Genomic DNA, 19,129 nt, shown 5'->3' on the forward strand with positions numbered 1-19,129 from the left:
CGGTGGCCGCTTTACGTCCATCACCGACACGATGACGAACCCAGCAACCGCGCTACACCACTATGCGGGACTCAACTTCGGCCAGCGCGCGAGCTTCGGCCAGCTGCCCCACCAGCGGCATGTGCACAGCGTGCTGCGTTGTACATGGCTCCTCGGTTAGCGATGACTGACCGGATCGCGAGAAAGCGATGCATATACCTGTCCTTGCGCCCCCAGCGATGACGGAAACCGGGCGTCGCGCCGGTACTTCAAGGAGTAGAGGGGCCAACGACAGGAAGGGCGAGCCGAGAGCCATGTCTCGTAAATCGACGACCACCACCCGCTGCAAGACGGCGGCAAAGATCCTTACGCTGCGTGCCGCATTCTTGCTGATGTCGGCGCTTGTCTGCGGTGCTTGCGCGGCAGCGCTGATCTACCTGGGAAGCAGGGATGCTGGCCGCGCTGTTATTTCGGGCGTTGCGGTTTTCGCCGGCGCCGTTGTTTGGTTCGACAAGGTTGTCGACGACGAATGAAGACGGCACGGAGCACGCTCTTGGTGTTGTTAAGTGCCCGTTGTCGCCGGCTACCGATGGTGCCGCGGAATCGTTCGCCGCCTACCGTGCGCTGCTCTTTGCCATCGCGACGGCGTCTTGAACTTCGCGCAGTTTGCCGTCGACCAGCTGGACTAACAGCCTTGGGTCGTCGACGCCGATTTGGTGGAGCCTGGACACCTCGGTGGTAGCTGCGGCGATGCGTTGCGAGGCTTGGGGATTCGCTGCGACGATCGGCAGCGCCGCCGCTCGCCTCATCAGGGCGAGGACAGTCGCAGTGAACCGATCCATTTGTCTACTCTCCTTCGAACTCTTGGAATCAGGCTATTGGAGCCATAGGGCTTACGCGACGGCCAAACCGGATTTGATTTCGCAGAGTCAGGTGGCCGACAGGTTTCGCCCGTGGGACGAACCACGCCCCTCACCCGTTGCGCGGGACGCCCCTTTTTCAAAAAGCGATGCCGTCTTCGGATCGGCGGTGGTCGATCGCAGCGATCTCGGTGTCGAGCGCGGTTTGTGTCCCGGCATTGATGACTTGGTCGGCAGTCTCGTTGTCGAGTTCGTAGACGCCGTCGATGGGACCCTCGGTCAAGTGTCGGCGGACAGCGTCAACCTTCCACTCAGAGTGGTTTGGGTCGGGCATCCGCGCGAGTTCTTCTGCGTGCAACCGCCGGCGCGCTTCTTCGGCGTCTCGGCCGGAGACTGACCAGTCGGCGCCCGGGTAGCGGGCAATCCATGTTCCGTCGGGCTGCGCGGTTACGGATGGGCGGAACACGAATGAGACATTCCGCTCGGCCATAATGCGTTCGACGTCAGCCTGGTTTTCGATCTTCATGGCATGCCTCCGGTGATGTCGATCGGTGAATGTCTCCAGATGATGGAACCGTCGCTTTGCAGGAATTCACATATAAATCCGGGTACCGCCGTCGCCGGGGTGCACCAAATGATGTAGCCGGCCGGCGGTTGGAGTGCTACCTGGTTGGCGGCGACTGCCGGAGCTGTGTGCGGAACGTCGGGGAGTCGTTGGGCCGCTTCGCTGAATTGCGCTGCGGCGGTGGCGACGACCTCGTGTGCTTCGTTGACGCGGGCAATGCCAGCCTGAAGTAGAGCGCCTTTGCCGAAGACGCTTTCGGCCATTGGTTTCAGCGTGGCTTTGTCATTGGCCCAAGCGGTTTCGATCGCGTCCAGGGACATTGTGGGCGTCTCGTGAAATCGTGCCGGCTTCAACGATGACGGTGGCCGCGGTGCTTCGGGCTTGCTGCAGTTGACCGCGAAGAGTTTCGAGGTGCTGCGTGGCCGTGCTGGCACGGTCGGCGGTCTCTCCCTCCCAGTTCCGATCCGCCGGCAACCCTGTTTGGTTTGGAGCCGCCCAGTCGGTGGGGCCTGCGCCTGTTCCGAGCACGCGCCGGGCGGCTGCGAGGTGCTCGTCAACCAGATGTTCTGCGTCGCTCATGGCTTTGCAATCAGTTCGGCCGGAATGGTTTACGTCAAGAGCTGCTGTGCGCGCTGGTGTGAAATTCCGAGCGCTGTGCCGATGTCTCGGACTGTGAGTCCCCGGGCTTTGAGTCCTCGTGCTGCGGCGCGGCGTTCACGCGCGGATTCGGCTTGGGCGCGGGCGGCGTCTTCGCTGTACTTGCGGGCGAGCTCGAGGTGGTGTCGTACATGCTCTGGCAGCTCGATGCGGACGTCGAGCTGGAATGAGTCGTCGGGGATTTCCTTGAGCAGTGCGATGAGGTCGCGCGCCATCGGCTCGACTTCGGTGAGGTTTCGGGCCTGAGTGTATTGGTCGAGTTCAGGGACGTGCACGAGCCAGTAGCGGTCGCCACGGGTGGCGACCGCCGTGAAGGCCGTGGTCAACGCCACCACCCCTTCCCTAGTTTCGGTTCGCATTGTTTGTAGATCTTGATGGCTAGGTAGCCGTCGAGCTGCTGGTGGCGTGCGATCGGGATGGTCAGCCCGTCGAGGTTGTAGATCGTGTGGTTTCCTCCTTCGCGCTGTATGTCGAAGCTCAGGCCCGCGTTCTTGGCGGCCTTGGTGATTTTCTCGACGACTTCTGTCCGTTTCGGCATAGTAGCAGTCTAGGGAGGGGTAGCGACACCTTGGCTACCGTGCCCTAGACGGACTTGCGCGATAGTGGAGTACTCCCGCGGTGGGTTCGGTCGAACAGGGACTCCGGCGACGGCAGCTTTCTCATTTTGTGGAGCGCGGTGGGCGCGGCTTGCGGCGCTCGGGATGCGCTCGATTGTCTTCGATCTGCTGGCGGAGGGTGGTGTTTTCCAGGTAGGCGTGCTCGGCAGCGGTCAAGACAACGGCGGGCTGCAAGGTTATTGTGCCGTCGGGTTCTTCGGTAGCGAGGTATTGATCGTGGCGACCGAGCTTTCCAAGGCTGATACGACGGCGGCTATCAACTTCTATGACGACCGGCTTAGCCATGACCGTTACTTTACCCCGTCGATGCATTTGGGGCATTTGGGTACCGTTGCGGGCATGCTCGAGATGGATCCCGAGGCCAACCACATGCTGATCACGCTCTACCAAACCAACCAGCCCCTCGCCGCACGTATCGACGACTGGCTTGACCGGATCGAGGACGACCCATCCGACGCAGCCGTGCGTCGACGGCTGATCCGCCCCGGTCACATTTGGGCAATCAGTGTGCCAGAGCCAGGCGGCGGCCAGGATTTCTTAATCCTGTGGGATCTCGATGACCAGACGCCCGTTATCCGTTATCTCGGTCCCGACGTTCTAAGCTCCTGACGTTAATCGGCGAGTCCCAACGTTCTATGCCCAATAGGGCGGCAGCTTTTGCAGGTTTTTGCGGTAGCCCGGTTCGTCCATCTCGGCAAGCTGGCTGTCGCGGCGGTTTGTGTCAGGCCATTGTTTGACGCGCTTGAGCAGCCACTCGTACCAGTCGCTGACCACGCCGCCCGCGGTGAGGCCGGCCCGGTATGAGGCTGTCAGGAGATCGCGCTCCATCGCATATCGCTCAGTGATGTCATCGACGGGTTTGCCGGATTCGGCGCGGGTGTGTTTTTCGAGTTCATCCATGTCGTCGAGGCACTTCTTACTTGCGGTGTGCCAGGCCTCCAGTGAGGCGCGCCAGCCGACTTTCATGTCTGGTTCCCAGTCGGCGTCGGGGAGGTTGGCCACCTCGTGGGCGGCGCGTTCACGGATTTGTTGATGGTCGGCGGCGATGTCATTAATGGGTTGGGCGGCGGTTTCGATGAGCGTGGTTCGCCAGTCGATGTCGAGGCAGCCTTCGCGGGCGCATATTAGTTGCGTGTGAAGCATTGAAGCCTTGATGGTTTGGTAGGCAAAGTCTTCGATGCGGGCTTGTCCTTCGGCGATCTTGGCAGGGCCATCGACGGGCATCATTGTGTGATTTTGGCGCATTGGCGCGGGCGATTACACATGTTAGCTACGGCGTCCTCCCATGCCCCTTGGCCACTGAGTGCGGTCGAACCACAGGGGGCCGCTCCTGGGTGCGGCTGGCCCGACAATTAGTCGAGGCGCGATCCTGCTCTCGCAGACGATCACAGTAGTGCCGCCAATTGCGAATACCGTTGCCAGGCCTATGAATCCGACATAGCTGCCCAACAGAGCGGCAGCGAAAAACACCATCAAGAGTGCAAACAGGCAGAGGGTGGTTACGTAGAGTGGGTGGTCTTTGACGCCGGATCGTTCGGCTTCTGTCTGCCATTCTCCGGTTAGCGCATCGAGATCAATTACGTCGGTAGTGCGGAGTCGGGCTGCAGCTTCTTCGCACCATTCGGCGAACGTGATTGCTGACGCGAACTGACCGATCGCGGCGGTGCGCGGTAGTCGGTAACTCCAGCCGCGCGCTAACGCGGCATCCATCTGCAGGCAGTACTCGAGGTCACGCCGGCTTGGCTGGGCTGAGACTCTCACCCACTTCGATCTGCCATGCCTGCGGATAGTCCGTGTCACGACCTCTGTCCTTTCTCGCCTTATTGGGTGATGGCTCGCGGGCTGTGCGTTGGTAGCAGCTCGGGGGTTTGGCCGGTGCGGTAGGCCTCGTCGACGCGGGGTACAACGGCGTCGCCGACCGTTTCCCCGCTGGGCAGGACGAGGTGGGCGAGGAATTCGCTGGTGAAGTCGACGATCCCGGTTTCGACCGCTTCGAGCTTCGATTTGATGACCAAGGCCAGGGCGCGCCAGCGTTGCCGCACCGCCTGTTCATAGGCCTCGCCGGCGGCTTTGGCGGTGCGTTGGCGGCCCGTGGCGGTGCGGTTGAAGTTGGGGTCGTCGCGGTTTGGTAGGGGCAGGATGAAGCGGACCTGGCGGTCGTGAATGATGAAGCCGAGTACGGCGCGGGTCTCGTCCCAGCCGTACATAAACCCGCGAGCACCGTAGCGCTGCAGGGTGCGCTCGATTTCAGCCCGGGAGCGGTCGGCTCCGACTTCCGTTGTGGCCGCGTACTTGCCCATGTGTCGTAATTCTGTTCGCTGGTGTCGCTCGGATAAGCCTTCGCGAAGATCCACGCCGGATTCAAGAGGAGCGTCGAGCAAGTCCTCTTGAATACCGAGTTTTCGCTCACTGATGCTGGTGTCGCCGCGGGAGGTGTGCCGAAGCCGTGGCGAAGGGAGCACGAGCGGTGTGTCGGGCCAGTACTGAGCCGGGCGGCCCGCGGCGGTGTTCGGGTGATACCCGCGCCGCGTATGGTCGGGCTGCGGCTCTGGTCATGCAGCTGGAGAAACGCGAGGCCGCGCTGCTGACGGAACTAGCCGAGACGGTCGGCGGCCCGGGTGCGGACGGTTCGGGTGAGCGGCGGACGGTGACGTTCGCCGACAAGGCCACCCGCAGCGAAGATGTCCGCCGGGAGATCGACAACGCGATCAGCGAGCTCGCCACCGCTGACAGGTGGCGTGAGTTCCTCGAGGTGTCGCGGCGCTTCCACCAGTACTCGCTGAACAACCAGCTGCTGATTTCGATGCAGAAACCCGACGCCACACGGGTGGCTGGGTTTCACAAATGGAAAGAGTTCGGGCGCTCGGTGAACAAGGGTGAGAGGGCGATCTGGATTTATGCGCCGATACTCAAACGGGTTGTGGTCGAGGACGAAAACGGCAAACAGACCAAGGAAGAACGTCTAATCGGCTACAAGGTCGTGCCAGTGTTCGATGTGTCGTCGACGAGCGGTGCGCCGCTGCCCGAGCCGCCGGTTGTGCCGTTCACGCGATCTGAGGGCAGCGCGCCGGAGGGAATGCATGACGATCTGCGCGCGCAGGTGGAGGCCCACGGCTACCGGCTGGTATATCAGGATCTCGGCCAGGGCGATCACATCCCGGATGGGGCGACGGACCCGATGTCGAAGACGGTGATGATCAACACCTGCTACAGCGATGCGCACCAGGCTAAGACGTTGGCGCACGAGCTGGCACACATCGAGCTCGGTCACCTCGAGCGCACGGCCGAGTACCACACCCGGGCGGGTGGTCAGCGCTCGACGATGGAGGTTGAGGCCGAAAGCGTCAGCTACGTCGTGAGCCGGCGTTATGGGATGGACGCTCCGAATTTTTCGTTCTCCTATATCGATGGGTGGGCGCAGGGTGATTCAGAGAAAGTGCGGCACACCGCGGATGCTGTCGTGAAGGCGTCCGATCGAATCCTTAGTCGTATCAAGCGGTTCGACTCCTAGAAAGGGTGATGACAGATGGCCGGCAGAACTTGGGTGGAACTTGAGGTGACCGATCCCACCGACGGCAGCACACAGGTGTTCACAGGACCCGACGAGTTGTCGGTGCAGCGCAAGGTCGATGAGTTCTGGGGTGTCGATGAGGCCAACCGGCGTGAGCACGACGACGGGTAGCGACAACGGGCTACGCGAGCGGCAACGCCGGGAACTGGCCGAGGTTCGCCGGCAGCTGGGTGCGGCGCGCAAGCGTCTGCGCCAGGCCGCGATCGAGTATGCCGCCACGCCCGATGGGGCGGCGGAGATGTTTCGCCGCTACGAACTGGCCGACGACGAGCAGTACCGCCGCGTGCTTCGGGTGACGTATCTGGCGGGGTTAGCGGCCGCGGCAGAGGAGTACGAGCAGCGGTGCGCGCTGGGCAACGCGACCCAGTACGACGGGCCGTTGGAGGCGATCCCCGTCGGGGACTTCCAGGATCCGCTGGCCCGGGCGCTGGTTGAGCAGCGGGTGATGGGGTCGCTGCGCAACGGTCCGTCGGTGATCGAGTCCGGGACGGTGGTCGTGTGGCTGCTGCGGCTGATGCCCGATGGCCGCACCCGCAGGCGGTTGCGAATCGTATGTGACGCTGAGCTTGGGGTATTTACGCCGACGTTGGCGCAGGTCGTTGCCGGTGCGTTGGCGGATCCGCACACGCGCGAGCGTGTCGTCGAGTTTGTGGGACCCCAGGTGGAGGCGGCGGCCGCGGCGGAATGTAAGCGGTCGTGACGGTGGCATTGTCCGGGCCGGTTGAGGTGGAGACGCCTCAAGAGCGTGCTGCGCGGCGGGTCGAGGAGCTCAAGCGCGCCGTGGGCGGGGTACTAGAGGTGCTGGCCGCGATCTACCGCGACGAGGACTGGCGCTACCTTCACGATGCCACCGGGGCGCCGTTCGCTGGGTTCACCCAGTTTGTGCAATACACGCTGGGGGGTTCGGCGTCGAATGCGCGACGCTACCGGCAAGGAGTTGAGACATTGGTGGCTCCGCTGCGGGAATTGACTGCTTCGGATACGCGGATACCGGTCACGCCCAACGATATTGTGCAACTCGGGCAGGCGGGTGCTCGCCGGGTCGTGGCGGCCGCACCTGATGTGCTGTCGGGTATCAGCGACAGCGGGGCGCAGACCGCGGCGCTGCGGGGACTGATCGACGACGTCATCACGGAGCGCCACTCCCCCACCGGCGCCGGCGCGGCACGGCCCGACGCGGAATCGTTGCTGCCTTGAGCACCCACCCGGTGGACGCCCTCCTGCAAAGCGCGCGCGAACTGCTCGGAACAATGTCGCCAGCGCAGCTCGCCGCAATCAACGCCGGCCCGCAAAGCATGCCCGCCCCGGCCACCTGGGATGGAAACGCCGCCACGGCCGCCGCCGTCGCGAGCAATGAACTCGACCAGCGTCGCGGGCAGCTGAATAACGCCCATCAGACCGTCAGCACCGCGGTATCGCAGGCCAACCAGATCTCGCGCGACGCCCATACCGGCCTGCGCGCCATCGAAACCGCCTGGGCCAACGACAAGGCCGCCCTGGCGCCGCAGGCCAACACCCCCGAGGGCCAGGCCGCCCTACTCAACGCGGGCCAGCAGCGCGTGCACGAAGCCACCCAGCTGATTCACACAGCAGCCCAACGTTTCCAAGGCGCTTCCCAGCAGGTGAGCGCCACTACCGCGGACCTGCGCTCCTCCACCGGCGCGGACGACACGCACGTCCAGCCCCTTGATTCCGAACACGCACCCGGCTGGCCCAAACCACACCACCCGCTGGACCTCGCCGACATCAAACGGCTGCCCCCCAACCAGCCCGGCCCCTACGGTCACATGCCCATCGCCGACGGCGTGTGGGTACCCGACCCATCCGTGAACCAGCTCCACCCAGACATGGTTGGCTCCACCGCCAAATACCCGCTCGACCTTGCTGACCTTCGCCCACTGGCCCCCGGAGAGCTCCCCAGATACGGCGAGATGCAACTGGTGCCCGGCTGGGCCGTCCCCGATCCGACCGCTCCTGGCTATAGCCCCCACCCGCCCCGACTCCCGCTCGATCTGCAAGACATCGTAAAACTGCCATCCGACGCGCTCGGCCCCCGCGGCTACATCAGGCTCTCTGTCCTGTCGGATGGCTCCGCGATCTGGGTGCCTGACCCCAACGCAGCCCACTAACCTACTTAGCCGTGAGCTACCGGAATATATGCCTATAGGCATACAATCGCGGCGTGCCTCGGGATGCGGAGCATCGGCTGGCCGTTGAGGCGGCCGGCCAGTGGGGCATGTTCACCGCCGCACAGGCAACTCGACTGGGCCTGACCCGCGTACGGCTGGCTCAACTGGCCCGCAACCAGCGGATCCTCCGCACCGAAACCCGCGGCGTGTACCGGTTCGCCGGCACCCCCGAACATGCCGTGCTCGACGCGCTGCGCGCCACCTGGCTGTCCCTGCAGCCCAGCGCCTTCGCCGCCGAGCGACTGCGCAACCTGCACCACGGCGAACCAGACGCAGTCGTTTCTCACCTATCGGCCGCTCACTACGTCTTCGAGCTCGGCTCACTACAGCCCGACCGCCTCGACTACACCATCGCCACACCCCGGCGAACCAGTAACCCCTGGGTCGAATTCCACGTCGCCGAATCGTGGCCGCCCACATGGCAGCTCGTCGACGGCCTCCCGGTCACACCGGTCGCGCAGACCATCGCCGACATCTACCGCGCCGGCATCGACGCCGGACATCTCGGCGACATCGTGCGCGACGCGCTATCGCGGGCGGTGGTCGACGTGCGCGCGATAACCGCAGAACTCGACCCACCAACCGGCGGTCACGGACGCGACACCGTGACACACGCCCTGGCAGTCGTCGGCACACCTGACAGCGTCGCCGCCGGCAACGAACTCCTGTTCGCCGGCCGCAGATGAGCTGGGCCGACGAATACACCTCAGAGCGCGCCTTCTGGGTTGCCCTGCGCACCCGCGCCGCACGCCAAGCACACACCGAGCGCACCCAACCCTCGCATGAACTGTTGCGCCAGTTCGTAATCCAACGATTTATGACCCGCCTATTCACCCCCTCGCACACATCCTGGGTGGTGGCCGGCGGGATTGGAATGCTGATCCGAGTGCCGCGTGCACGTGCCACCCGCGACCTGGATCTGACCACCACCGATCCGCACAGCGGGGATCGCCGCCAGGTGCTCGACGACCTTGCACCGCACACCGGCCTCAGCGAGCTCGACCCATTCGCGTTCACCATCAATGCCGACGAACCGTTCACCGGGGTCATGCGCGGCACAAAATTGCGGGTGACCGCCACGATCGGAGCCGAACAGGCCGCGATCTTCGGGCTCGACGTCGCCGCCGACGCACTCCGCGTCAGCGACATCGAGCACAGCCGACCAGAACCAGTCGTCCCCGGCATCCGAGGCCTATCCCCTATTCCAGCCATTCCGCTGTTTCCGCTAGCCAGCCAAATCGCCGACAAGATCATCGGCGTGGCCTTCCGCGACGATCAGGGCCGATCAGCCAACCGCTATCGCGACCTGGTCGACCTCGCGCTCTACGCCGGTGATGTCGACGTCGACGCCGATCAACTCCGCGACGCTCTCCGGGCGCGGGCGGCAGCTCGAGGCCAACCACTCCCCACCCACCTGGACGTCCCCGACGCGTGGGAGACGCCGTATCGCCGGGTCGCCAGCAAGACCACCCTGCAGCCAGCGCTACACAACGCCACCACAGCCGCCGAGGCCGTCGGCGCGTGGCTCAACCCGGTGCTAGCCGGGGAGATCCAGGCCGGATGCGTCTGGGATCACCGCTCCGGCGTGTGGCGCCACACCAGCGAACCGGTTGCGCGGCCGGGCCGGGTATGGGTGCGGCCGCACATGCGCGACGGCCGACCGGTCACCGACTATTTCCGCCGCCGCCCCCGCCACTAAAGATCGACACGTCCCATCAGCGGGTGTCCAAATTACGTGCGCGGCAATGCTTTCCGAGCGGCGGCGTATAGGTGGTTGCCCCACAATTTGCACACCAATGGCTGCGATGCATGATGCCGCAGGCGCAGTGCGCCGTGCCGACCAAGGTCCTGCCCGGCCCAAACCGGCCGCCACAACTCCAGCAGTAGCGAGGTGCGATTTCTTCGTAGCCCCGCCGCGTCCGACGCAACACCTGTCCGATCATATGTTCATATGTTCGATTCTCGATTTTGATCTGCAGCCGCAGGCGGATCAGTCGAACGTGGCCCGCCTGGCGGGCCGGACGGAGTTCGCGGGTCCTGGAAGATCTCTGGCCGCGAAGCTGTGTGCTAGAAGGCAGCCAGACTAGGTGATGAACCGGTTCACGACGGGGCTGTCCGACCAGGTGAAGGGCTGGGCTCTCTGGTGGTCCCAGAACGTCGCCGCTGCGGGCTGGTAGTCGGGGTTGACGCGGCGGGCGATCACCAACGCACCGCGCACTTCGTGCCCGGCATCGGTGAGCGCCGCGGCGGCGCTGTTGATGCGCGCGCCGGTGGTGTAGACGTCGTCGACAAGAAACACCCGCTGGGGCGAGCACTTCTCGGCGAGGACGAACCCGTCGCGGGCCGGCCGGTTGAACCCCAGCTCGCCGGGACCTCGGCGCAGCAGGACTCGGATCGGCACCTGCAGCCCGAGCTGGGACAAGATAGTGTGCAGCGGATGTGGTGGTGGCCGGTCAGGGTTGGCGGATGGGACCACCACGATGCAGTCGAACGGCGCCCGCCCAGTGATGCGGCCGCCGTGCACATGGAAGAACCGCCCCAGCAAGGCCTGCACGATGTCGACGTATTCGGGGATGAACGGTTCGCTGCCATCCGGGCGGCCTTTGTAGCAGGTCAACCATTGGCGGAGCTGAGAAGGCTTGCGGTACAGCGAGATCAAATCAAGCGGCACCGCCGCGATCTCTAATTCCGAGGCGATCTGCGCGCAGTTCCAGCACTCTTGTTCATCGGGGCGGTCATTCCAAGTTCGGCATCGCCAACACGTTGCTGGCTGCCCGTCTACTGGTGGTGGCACCAACTCCGCGGTCACGGTGTCCGAGAGACCAAGAAGCCGCGAGTCGAGCTGGCCGATCACTTGTCCACTGTCACATCTAGTTCAGGGCGGCAAGGACTTCCCGGCCACTGCTCACAAACGCCGCGGATCCGGCGGCGGCAAGCTGTCGCGCCCATCGCTGCCCAACCAACGCCGGCGCCCACATCAGCACGCGCCGCCCGTAGGTGATCGCCTGCTCAACCTCGTGGCGGCTTCCGCTGCGCTGCTGGCCGTCGATCACCACGCTCACGTCGGCCAGACCTGCGATGACATGGTTGCGGCGCAGGAACGTCGTTCTCGTGCGCGGCGCATCGGGGGCGAACTGCGACACCAGCACCCCCCTGCGGCGGATTTCATCAGCCAGGTCAGTGTTCTGCGGGGGGTAGATGTGGCGGATTCCGGTGCCCATCACCGCCACTGTCTGCCCGCCGGCCTCCAGTGCGCCGCGGTGGGCGGCAGCGTCGATACCGGCCGCGAGTCCCGACACCACGACCACGCCAGCGGCCGCCACCTCAGCCGCCAGTTTCCGGGCAGACGCCGCCAGCTCTGGCACGGTGTCACGGCTGCCCACGATGGCCACCGCGGGCCCGGGCGGGATCGGCGCCGTGGCAAACAGCACCGGCGGCGCATCCCAACACCGCGCCAGCCGGGCCGGATACTGCGGTGTCCCGGCCAGGATCGGCACCGCGATACGTTCCTGGATCACCTGGTCAATCACCTTGTGCCACCAGTCGATTCGGCCAGGATCGAGATTTTCACGCAGGTAGCGCACAAGCTCGGACGCCGGCGCGGGATCCCACCTTGGCCGCAGCAGGGCCGCGAACTCATCAGGGTCTGCCAGGATCGCGGTCAGGTCGCTGGGCTGTGCCGGCAACAGCTCCTGAGCAGCCATAACCGTGGCGACGGCCGTGGCGTAGTCCTGGTCACCTGGTCCCATACCGCCACTGTATGGGACGGCTCCGACATCAACCCGCGGGACGCGCTCCTTACCGCTGGTACATGGCCTGCGCGAGGAGTTGATGGGCGGCCTCTGCAGCTACAGCGGCGTCGGGGTTGTTGAGACGCTCCCACAGGCCCGGATCGGTCGGTAGGCCACCCAACTCCGGTGGGTTGTCGCGGTGGGCGGCCCAGTACGCCTGGGCCGCCCCGCCCGAGCAGGCCAGCGGCACCACTCCGACATCTCTCTTGGCGGCCCAATCGATTTCCTCAGCGGTGCGCTCACCGCCGCGGATTGCCAGCAGCGCCCGCGACTCGGCCAACAGCGACACCACCAGCGTTTCACGCGACATATCAGTGAAATTCACGGTGCCCACCCGTTCCTGCAGTTGCGCCGGCGGCTCACCCGCTTTCTCCCGAAAGTGAAACGTCAGCTTGGCCGGGTCATATCTGCCATTAATGCGGCGCAGCCGAGCCACGTCGCGTGTGATCAGCCAGCCGGCCGGTCCCCCCAACGAGGCGATCTCCCAAGTCGTTTCACCGTCGAGCTCGCGGGCCATCGCCAAGCACCACTCATCCAGAATCTGCTCATCCTCTTCTGCGGTGGTGTCGGGTCGAGCACTGCTCCCAGACACGAACAACCGCTCCGGGCGGGTCCGGCGCAGCAGTTGGGTCAGTATTTCGGTGTTCTCGTCAAATTTCGTGATCTCACATACCCGCACCCCGCTGTTCTCCAGGTCGGCCATGCGCAGCTCATGTAGGCGCGCATCGTCGCCGGCGTCGACGCCCGGGTGCTTGATCACCGCGATGTGCCGGTCTTCTGCGGCGGTGCCCAGCGTGCGGGCCAAGCGCAGCAGGATCTCCACGTTCGGGTCGGTGAAGCTAAAGCCCAAAAACAGCATCACCCGGCTTAGATACGACGCCCGCAGCACCGTCCACATGCGCTGATGGTCGGCTTCGTAGCGTTCGTAATCGGTGCGCGTAATGACTGGCGGCACAACCCAGCCCGGCGGATTCCCGCCGATGCTGCCGTGCATCTTAATGACGGTGCGCGGATTGTTCGACGCGATCTGTTGGATCGTGGCCTCATCGACGGCCAGCGCCGGCTCAAACCCTGCCGAGGCCATCGCTTTTTCGATCAGCGGATCGTAATTCGTCGTCCACACCTCCGGCACCCGTAACCGCGCCACCAGACAGTGACTCCGCGCCGGGCTTGGCAGCGGCTGAGTAAGGGCGGCAAGGATATGGTCTTCCAGCGCTCGCCGGCCGCCGCCCGGGTCGTTGACGATGTACTCGGCGACCAGCGGCAGATCGCGATGCTCGGGAATGTTGCAGCGTCGGCGAATCGGATCGAGAAGCTCTCCCCAGCCCGGAAGACCAGCATCGCGCGACAGGCCGGCGCCAATAAACAGCGCCGCGTTGCCGGACAGAACCGCCTCGCCGAACTCCTCGACGAGCTCAAACCGCTCGATCGGCACGCCGCCCAGTCAAGCAGACGAACTCTCTGCAGCGGCGCTCAGACGCAGATCACCCGTCGGTCAATAGCCTTCCGCTTCCTCCAGCAGCGCCTCCACCGCGCCCGCAAGCTGCACCGCCGCACACGCCCACTGAGCGCCCGACGCTTGTTTGAAGCTCAACAGTTCGGCACGAAGGTCGGCGATCGCCGGTTCGCTCACGTTGGGCATCCACATATTTTCGCTGACATCGCCCGGTGGCGTCCATCGGGATCCGCCATCGACTCACCGCGCTGGAGACATCTCGACCACCAGGCATTGCGAGCCGGTCACGCCCGCACCGCTTACAGCGACAATGTTGCCTCGGTGATGCGCAGATAGTTGCGGTCAAGCTCCGGTCCCTGCAGCACCACAGCGGTGAGCCGACGAGCGATGTTCGTGAATGCGCGGGTCTCTTCGATGCTCATATCGCGCCCCAGGACGCGCTTTTCGCGGTAGCTAAGCCATTTCCGTAGAACTTGGAAGCCGCCGATCTTGTAGTCCCACACGGCGGCCGGGATTCCGCGCCACCGCACGTGCTCATTGAGATAGATGTCGAGCAGTTGCTCGCCGAGGGCCTCGAGGTCGTCGTCGTCGAGTCCGTCGTTGTCTGCGTCTACCCGCTCTCGGATCTGGTACTTTCCGGCGCCGGGCATCACCGCGCGTGGCTGGACGATCCCCCAGCCGACGGTGACGGCCAAGTCGCCTTTGCCTGGGTTCAGCGGCGCGCCGTCGATGCGCTCGATCACTGCGACGGTCTTCAGGTACTTATCGATGGGGGCGGCGTCGACGCCGGCGACCGGCTGGTCGGGATTCAGCACGGCCGCGATTCGGGCGCCGAGCGCGGCGGATTCACGCAGTGCCGACGCCGAGTCAGGCAATGGGATGCGTGGCCAGTCCGTCCGCACCGCCTCGCCGTTCTGTTCCACATACAGCGGGGCCACGCCGATCGCCAGGGCGTGCATCCACAACAGTGTTGCGCTGTCGCGATTGGTGGCGGCGTCGTCGATGCCGAGGTGCTCAAGATAGGTCAGCGCCCGCTCGGAAAGGTTGGGCCGCCATGTTTGGCTTGTCTCGGCGACCTCGAGATGAAACAGCGCCGGATCATCGGCGGGTTGCGTGTTCTGTTCGGCCGCCAGCCACAGCGGTATGGCGTAGGCGTCGGTGAACAGCACCTTCTGGTCGATCAGGCAGTCGGAAAAGTGCAGTGCTGCACCGTCAAGGGCGCGCGGGGCGCGTCGGCGCACGAGCAAGAAACCTGAGGCGGCCGCGACGGCAGCGACCAGTAGAGGCCGCGAGCGGTTCCACAGCGGCGGCCCGGATTCGACGTAAGCGTAGCGCATGTCCAGCGGCCGGAACTGGAAGCGTTGAACACGTTTCTCGTCGAACGGGTGATGTTCCAGCATCCGCTGACGAACCGCGGCCGGGTCGAAGCCTGCGTACGATCCGGCGAGCCGAGGATCAACCCGCGACATCGGAATCGCGGAATCCAAATAGGTCTTCATCCGCGACACCAGCGCTTGCCGGTCTACGTCGATCAACGCGAACCGGCGGTTCTCATTGAGTCCGAGCATCGGATCCACGGCACACAGCTGCGTGATCGCCGGCCAGGTCGCATAACCCGCGCGGGGTGTCCACCGCAGCAGCCGAAACCAATTGGCCGCCTCGGGTGACAGCGACTCGTAGCCAGTGCCAGCGTCCGGGTCGGCGGTGGCCGCCGCGAGCTGGGCTCGCTTGTCCTGGCCCCAGAAATCCCGATACCGCACGCTCGCAATGGAATCCGCGTGTTCGGTGGCACGCACGAGCATGCTGATCGCCACCCCGCGGGTGATGCCTGCCGGGTTGAGCGGCGTGGAGAAGATGGATGGATCCGGATCGCCGGCGGGGGTTTTCTTGCCGGTCTCGCGGCTATCACCGTTGAGGTGATCGACCGTCACGGAGTCGAACTCCGTCAGTAACCGTTCACGCATGATCACCGCGGACGGGTCACCCAGCCACGAAGAGTTGCTGACAAAGCAGATGATCCCCTTCCCTGTCTGCTCGGCGACCCGGCGCTCAGCGACCCGAAAGAATCGGATGTACAGGTCATCGAGCTTGTTCTTGGTGATGTCCCAAGCGGCGAGCCCGGCTTTGTAGGGTTCGACCAGGCCGCCCTCCTCGCGGCCGGACACGCCAGCGAAACCGTTGTACGGCGGATTGCCCAACACCACCAGGATGGGCTCGTCACGCTTGACGGCATCGGCGGCGTCGCGCTCGCTGACGAACTCGGGAAACGGCAACGTCAACCGGGTATCGTCGTCGACCCAGCCGGTCAGCGCATTGGTCAGATACACGCTTGCCCGCTCGCCAGCTGCGGCGTCGAGCGGCACACCGAGCCGCGCCAGCGCGATCCCTATCTTCAGATGCGCAATCACGAACGGGGCCGGCAGCAACTCGAACCCATGGATCCGAGACAATGCTGCTTGCTTAACCTCCGCGGCAACCAGTCCGTTGCCGCCCTGCTCGGTCAGGGTGGCCACAACGCGGTCGATGACCGCCGTCAAATACGAGCCTGTGCCCGTGCACGGGTCAAGCACGTGGACCAAGGGGTCGGCCAGCCCGAGCGGCAACGACAGTTCGCTGCGCAGTGCACGGTCGATGCGGTCGACCATGTAGTGCACCACTTCGGGCGGCGTGTACCAAACGCCAAGTTCCCGACGAAGCTGCGGGTCGTAGGCCTGCAGAAACGGCTCGTAGAAATACTGCACCGCCTCAGCAGCCTCGAATCGTCGGAAAAACAGGTCCCGGTCGACCCTGGCCAACACGTCGTCGGTCCAGTCGAGCACCTCATCGAGCCCCGCCGGCAGGTTCGCCGGCGTAGCCAATTGCTGGAACAAAACGCGCACCATTGGCACCGACAAGGTCCACTGCGCCTGACGCCAGGTGAATCGCTGACTGGACTGCGCTGGTTGATGTTCCGACCAGAACACCCAGGCAGCGAACACCCCGTAGAACAGCGTCTGCACCAGCGCCGAACGGAAAAAGTGCTCGCCATCCTCATCGTCGAACCGCAGCCCCAGGGCCTCCTCCAGCGCCGAGCGCAGCGTCGCCAGGGTCTGCATGTCCCCGACTTCTTCAACTCGCTTCAGCCCGGTACGGGCATACGCAGCAAGAAACCACGCCAAATCCGCCGGATCGCTCAACGGCGCATCCCCGCGCAGCGCGCGCTTCAGAAAGTCGACGAACTCATCACCCACCGCGTCCTCGGTCGCTTTCGGGTCCAAAGCCCAAAACGAATCCGCATCCGGTGCCAGGGTGAACCGCTCCCCCAACTGCATGTCACCGTTCGCGTCCAGGCTCAGGATCAAGAAGTCACGGTAGGTGCACACCAAAACCTTGCCGTAACGGCGCAGATACCGCCGCACCTGAGCACTGCGCGCTACCCGGGCGGCGTCCTGCTCGACGCCCTTAACCTCCATCACGCCGCGCTCGGGTGCCCGGGCAAGCAGCGCGGAATCCCCCGCCGCGGCGACCGCTTGGCGGGCGATAAAAAGACCCCCGTCGGGAACACCCGCGCCGCGGTTCTTCGTGGTCAACACGCAGCTGACCGCAGGAGTCAGCGACGCGCCGACATCATTGATCAACGCCTCCAGCCGGCCGTAATACGACGTTTCAGGGACAGCCTCCCCGGTCCCATGGATCGCCCGGAGGTCCTTGAGATAGCTACGCAGGCTGCCCACACCGGCATCGTATGTTGACGACCTCGCTCCTTATTGGACCTTGACCAGCCTGCGGCGCTATGGGGATCTCACCTGGGTGACTTGCGGATTCGACAGCCGCTCCTACCGTTTCAATCCATGCGCGATCTTGACGTAATCGATTCCGAGTTGCGTGTGGTGGCCGCTGTCCGCCGCATACTTACCGAGCTGGGTGAGCCGCTGCCGCGCATCACAACAATGGACGAGCTCCTCGACGAACGCTGCGCCGTAAGCGCCCATTCATCTCAGCCGACGATCGACGTCGTAGCTCAACCTGAGCCAGGCCGGTGGAGCACGCTGACGAACTACTGGGACGGCCAAGCAATACAGTGAAAGCGGTGGGGCCGTCGGCGTGTCCACCCCGGTAAGCAGCATCCGATGCTGCCCTGGGGTCGCAGCCGTCCGCGACGATCATGGGAGACGAATGGGACCGCCAGGCGGATGGCGGGCCGCCGCGATCCACCGGTCGCCGTCGTGCAGTTTCTCACCGAGCGCTTGGCCGATCTGATTGGACTTCACGCGCAAAGTGGCACACGCGGAGATCATCTTGTCTTCAGGCTCGATCACAGAGCGACGCGCCGGGACGGTCCGCCCGGCTATAGCGGCGCCGGAGCCATGCGCACTTTGTCGTCGCATTACGCCGGCTGCTATGGTGGCAAAAGCGCTGCCCAGCAACCAACCAGGCTTAGCTTGCTACCCGGCATCAGTAGTGCGGCTGCACTGGCCGTGCACGAATGTCTGTTAGTTGCGCGGCTAACCGGGCCGCGGCGCGATCAAGAAATTCTGCGTCGGTGAACCAGTCTCGTGGCAATTCTCCGATGAGCCCGGTGTATTTGCGGCCAGTTATTCGTTCGGCGGCGGAGAGAGATTTGATGGCCGATTCGGGCGACTTCAGGAGTATCGGCCAGTCGGTTTGGACATCAAAGCAGTTCAATGCACCCAGGTGTGCGAAGCCTGCGACACCGAAGGTGTGCAGGAGGCGGCGATAATTGTGAATGCGCCCGCCGACCTTCTCGTCTTCGATCGACTCTGCATACGGTGCTTCGAAAGGCCCTCGGCACCAATGGATTCGGGCCAGCACACATGGCACACCGAGAGCTGCCAGTGCTGCAACACGGTGGTTCCCATTGAAGAAGACGCGGAAGATGCTGCCGCTGGGTAGTGGCCATCCTTCGACATCGATGTATGGGATGTCGCTGGCGGGCGTGCCAAAAAGCGCTCGCAGGCATCGGCTATCGTCGCGTTGGTGCGCGATGCGTTCTGCGAAGTCGATAATTCCCTCCACCGCTGGGATGGTGCCGTCTCGGCGATTGCTGTTGTCGTGGATTAGCGACTCACGGTGTGGCAGTTTCAGGAGGATTCTGCGTGGGTTGATCCACGCGACTTGTTCATCGTTTCCGACTTGACGGATTTCGGTGCTGTTCGTAGGCAAGAACGGGCGCGGGCGGTCCAGGAATTCGTCCCGTCGAGCAACCAGGATGTCACGCCGAGGAATCTCGAGGTTACGAAGGTATGTGCGGAGCAGACCCAACCCGCCGCGAAACCATGGCTCAATACTGGCGGGAGCGGCACCGAACGGGTTGTCGAGCATTTCTGCCGCACAAGTGAGATTTTCGGGTTCCCAATCGAGAGCGAAAAAATCGATGCTGTCTTCGCGCCCGTGCCACCACGGCTTGTCGTCTTGAGAAGTCATACATCGCCTTCCAAGTAGTT

Annotated in this window: 23 protein-coding genes; 10 read left to right on the forward strand and 13 right to left on the reverse strand. The window is 64.3% G+C overall.

Features of this window, described 5'->3' with window-relative positions; all coding sequences use genetic code 11:
- Positions 1–218 precede the first annotated feature (218 nt).
- Positions 219–512: a hypothetical protein gene (locus tag AWC14_RS01785; RefSeq protein WP_142281513.1), complete on the forward strand. Its 294-nt coding sequence runs from the start codon at positions 219–221 to the stop codon at positions 510–512.
- Between the two features lie 81 nt (positions 513–593).
- On the opposite strand, the gene AWC14_RS01790 is transcribed toward AWC14_RS01785, so the two are convergent.
- The 5 genes from AWC14_RS01790 to AWC14_RS01810 form a co-directional block, all read right to left on the reverse strand.
- Positions 594–821, reverse strand: a complete 228-nt coding sequence (locus AWC14_RS01790; protein ID WP_045374953.1) for a hypothetical protein — start codon at positions 819–821, stop codon at positions 594–596.
- A gap of 157 nt (positions 822–978) precedes the next feature.
- Positions 979–1,365: a hypothetical protein gene (locus AWC14_RS01795; RefSeq protein ID WP_052425495.1), complete on the reverse strand. Its 387-nt coding sequence runs from the start codon at positions 1,363–1,365 to the stop codon at positions 979–981.
- On the reverse strand, positions 1,362–1,667 hold the full coding sequence (locus AWC14_RS01800) for a hypothetical protein (RefSeq protein ID WP_142281514.1): 306 nt from the start codon (positions 1,665–1,667) through the stop codon (positions 1,362–1,364). The genes AWC14_RS01795 and AWC14_RS01800 overlap by 4 nt, the downstream gene beginning before the upstream one ends.
- Positions 1,668–2,012: 345 nt before the next feature.
- On the reverse strand, positions 2,013–2,393 hold the full coding sequence (locus AWC14_RS01805; RefSeq protein WP_139810506.1) for a hypothetical protein: 381 nt from the start codon (positions 2,391–2,393) through the stop codon (positions 2,013–2,015).
- On the reverse strand, positions 2,384–2,599 hold the full coding sequence (locus tag AWC14_RS01810) for a hypothetical protein (protein WP_045374947.1): 216 nt from the start codon (positions 2,597–2,599) through the stop codon (positions 2,384–2,386). Before AWC14_RS01810 ends, AWC14_RS01805 begins: the two co-directional genes overlap by 10 nt.
- 163 nt (positions 2,600–2,762) lie before the next feature.
- Between AWC14_RS01810 and AWC14_RS01815 the strand changes: the two genes are divergently transcribed.
- Positions 2,763–3,287, forward strand: a complete 525-nt coding sequence (locus AWC14_RS01815; RefSeq protein WP_052425493.1) for a hypothetical protein — start codon at positions 2,763–2,765, stop codon at positions 3,285–3,287.
- Between the two features lie 24 nt (positions 3,288–3,311).
- Here AWC14_RS01815 and AWC14_RS01820 read toward each other — a convergent pair whose 3' ends face one another.
- Positions 3,312–3,905, reverse strand: a complete 594-nt coding sequence (locus tag AWC14_RS01820; protein ID WP_057003484.1) for a hypothetical protein — start codon at positions 3,903–3,905, stop codon at positions 3,312–3,314.
- A gap of 593 nt (positions 3,906–4,498) precedes the next feature.
- Positions 4,499–4,978: a hypothetical protein gene (locus tag AWC14_RS01825; protein ID WP_045374939.1), complete on the reverse strand. Its 480-nt coding sequence runs from the start codon at positions 4,976–4,978 to the stop codon at positions 4,499–4,501.
- Positions 4,979–5,232: 254 nt separating this feature from the next.
- Between AWC14_RS01825 and AWC14_RS01830 the strand changes: the two genes are divergently transcribed.
- Genes AWC14_RS01830 through AWC14_RS01850 form a run of 7 tightly spaced genes read left to right on the forward strand, consistent with a single transcriptional unit; the run spans position 5,233 to position 10,137 of the window.
- A complete protein-coding gene (locus AWC14_RS01830; protein WP_235215830.1) occupies positions 5,233–6,189 on the forward strand; it encodes an ArdC-like ssDNA-binding domain-containing protein in 957 nt (318 codons plus the stop codon).
- A 15-nt stretch (positions 6,190–6,204) separates the two neighbouring features.
- Positions 6,205–6,360 carry a hypothetical protein gene (locus tag AWC14_RS28875; RefSeq protein WP_162835646.1) on the forward strand — a complete coding sequence of 52 codons (156 nt, stop codon included), beginning with the start codon at positions 6,205–6,207 and terminating at the stop codon, positions 6,358–6,360.
- Complete coding sequence (locus AWC14_RS01835; protein ID WP_235215829.1) at positions 6,341–6,949, forward strand: hypothetical protein; 609 nt, start codon at positions 6,341–6,343, stop codon at positions 6,947–6,949. Before AWC14_RS28875 ends, AWC14_RS01835 begins: the two co-directional genes overlap by 20 nt.
- Positions 6,946–7,446: a hypothetical protein gene (locus AWC14_RS01840; protein ID WP_052425492.1), complete on the forward strand. Its 501-nt coding sequence runs from the start codon at positions 6,946–6,948 to the stop codon at positions 7,444–7,446. Before AWC14_RS01835 ends, AWC14_RS01840 begins: the two co-directional genes overlap by 4 nt.
- On the forward strand, positions 7,443–8,378 hold the full coding sequence (locus AWC14_RS27890; protein WP_139800169.1) for a hypothetical protein: 936 nt from the start codon (positions 7,443–7,445) through the stop codon (positions 8,376–8,378). Before AWC14_RS01840 ends, AWC14_RS27890 begins: the two co-directional genes overlap by 4 nt.
- Positions 8,379–8,431: 53 nt before the next feature.
- Positions 8,432–9,124, forward strand: coding sequence for a type IV toxin-antitoxin system AbiEi family antitoxin domain-containing protein (locus tag AWC14_RS01845; RefSeq protein WP_231113861.1), 693 nt, complete (start codon positions 8,432–8,434; stop codon positions 9,122–9,124).
- Positions 9,121–10,137: a nucleotidyl transferase AbiEii/AbiGii toxin family protein gene (locus tag AWC14_RS01850; RefSeq protein WP_045374931.1), complete on the forward strand. Its 1,017-nt coding sequence runs from the start codon at positions 9,121–9,123 to the stop codon at positions 10,135–10,137. The genes AWC14_RS01845 and AWC14_RS01850 overlap by 4 nt, the downstream gene beginning before the upstream one ends.
- Positions 10,138–10,521: 384 nt before the next feature.
- Here AWC14_RS01850 and AWC14_RS01855 read toward each other — a convergent pair whose 3' ends face one another.
- The 5 genes from AWC14_RS01855 to AWC14_RS01870 all read right to left on the reverse strand — a co-directional run bounded on the left by AWC14_RS01855 (position 10,522) and on the right by AWC14_RS01870 (position 17,398).
- A complete protein-coding gene (locus AWC14_RS01855; protein WP_045374928.1) occupies positions 10,522–11,109 on the reverse strand; it encodes a ComF family protein in 588 nt (195 codons plus the stop codon).
- A gap of 199 nt (positions 11,110–11,308) precedes the next feature.
- A complete protein-coding gene (locus AWC14_RS01860; RefSeq protein WP_045374925.1) occupies positions 11,309–12,187 on the reverse strand; it encodes a DNA processing protein DprA in 879 nt (292 codons plus the stop codon).
- A 49-nt stretch (positions 12,188–12,236) separates the two neighbouring features.
- Complete coding sequence (locus AWC14_RS01865; protein WP_081967999.1) at positions 12,237–13,664, reverse strand: SIR2 family protein; 1,428 nt, start codon at positions 13,662–13,664, stop codon at positions 12,237–12,239.
- A gap of 60 nt (positions 13,665–13,724) precedes the next feature.
- Positions 13,725–13,871, reverse strand: a complete 147-nt coding sequence (locus AWC14_RS28500) for a hypothetical protein (protein ID WP_155729907.1) — start codon at positions 13,869–13,871, stop codon at positions 13,725–13,727.
- 113 nt (positions 13,872–13,984) lie between these two features.
- The gene (locus AWC14_RS01870; RefSeq protein WP_048892263.1) at positions 13,985–17,398 is read right to left on the reverse strand and encodes a type ISP restriction/modification enzyme; all 3,414 of its coding nucleotides are present in this window, start codon (positions 17,396–17,398) and stop codon (positions 13,985–13,987) included.
- A 117-nt stretch (positions 17,399–17,515) separates the two neighbouring features.
- Between AWC14_RS01870 and AWC14_RS27895 the strand changes: the two genes are divergently transcribed.
- Complete coding sequence (locus tag AWC14_RS27895; protein WP_045384491.1) at positions 17,516–17,749, forward strand: hypothetical protein; 234 nt, start codon at positions 17,516–17,518, stop codon at positions 17,747–17,749.
- Positions 17,750–18,119: 370 nt separating this feature from the next.
- Here the strand turns inward: AWC14_RS27895 and AWC14_RS01875 are convergent, their stop codons facing one another.
- Complete coding sequence (locus AWC14_RS01875; RefSeq protein WP_045384490.1) at positions 18,120–19,109, reverse strand: hypothetical protein; 990 nt, start codon at positions 19,107–19,109, stop codon at positions 18,120–18,122.
- Positions 19,110–19,129: the final 20 nt, after the last annotated feature.

Origin of the sequence: Mycobacterium kyorinense (assembly GCF_002101735.1) — a bacterium.
In the GTDB taxonomy this organism is placed as follows: Bacteria; Actinomycetota; Actinomycetes; order Mycobacteriales; family Mycobacteriaceae; genus Mycobacterium; species Mycobacterium kyorinense.

Excerpts from the sequence above, each read along its gene's own strand:
- AWC14_RS01860 (WP_045374925.1), bottom strand. The coding sequence starts at position 12,187 with ATGGGACCAGGTGACCAGGACTACGCCACGGCCGTCGCCACGGTTATG.
- AWC14_RS01830 (WP_235215830.1), top strand. The coding sequence starts at position 5,233 with ATGCAGCTGGAGAAACGCGAGGCCGCGCTGCTGACGGAACTAGCCGAG.
- AWC14_RS01875 (WP_045384490.1), bottom strand. The coding sequence starts at position 19,109 with ATGACTTCTCAAGACGACAAGCCGTGGTGGCACGGGCGCGAAGACAGC.
- AWC14_RS27895 (WP_045384491.1), top strand. The coding sequence starts at position 17,516 with ATGCGCGATCTTGACGTAATCGATTCCGAGTTGCGTGTGGTGGCCGCT.
- AWC14_RS01850 (WP_045374931.1), top strand. The coding sequence starts at position 9,121 with ATGAGCTGGGCCGACGAATACACCTCAGAGCGCGCCTTCTGGGTTGCC.
- AWC14_RS01815 (WP_052425493.1), top strand. The coding sequence starts at position 2,763 with ATGCGCTCGATTGTCTTCGATCTGCTGGCGGAGGGTGGTGTTTTCCAG.
- AWC14_RS01785 (WP_142281513.1), top strand. The coding sequence starts at position 219 with ATGACGGAAACCGGGCGTCGCGCCGGTACTTCAAGGAGTAGAGGGGCC.
- AWC14_RS01790 (WP_045374953.1), bottom strand. The coding sequence starts at position 821 with ATGGATCGGTTCACTGCGACTGTCCTCGCCCTGATGAGGCGAGCGGCG.
- AWC14_RS01820 (WP_057003484.1), bottom strand. The coding sequence starts at position 3,905 with ATGATGCCCGTCGATGGCCCTGCCAAGATCGCCGAAGGACAAGCCCGC.
- AWC14_RS28875 (WP_162835646.1), top strand. The coding sequence starts at position 6,205 with ATGGCCGGCAGAACTTGGGTGGAACTTGAGGTGACCGATCCCACCGAC.
- AWC14_RS01825 (WP_045374939.1), bottom strand. The coding sequence starts at position 4,978 with ATGGGCAAGTACGCGGCCACAACGGAAGTCGGAGCCGACCGCTCCCGG.
- AWC14_RS01795 (WP_052425495.1), bottom strand. The coding sequence starts at position 1,365 with ATGAAGATCGAAAACCAGGCTGACGTCGAACGCATTATGGCCGAGCGG.
- AWC14_RS28500 (WP_155729907.1), bottom strand. The coding sequence starts at position 13,871 with ATGCCCAACGTGAGCGAACCGGCGATCGCCGACCTTCGTGCCGAACTG.
- AWC14_RS01810 (WP_045374947.1), bottom strand. The coding sequence starts at position 2,599 with ATGCCGAAACGGACAGAAGTCGTCGAGAAAATCACCAAGGCCGCCAAG.
- AWC14_RS01800 (WP_142281514.1), bottom strand. The coding sequence starts at position 1,667 with ATGGCCGAAAGCGTCTTCGGCAAAGGCGCTCTACTTCAGGCTGGCATT.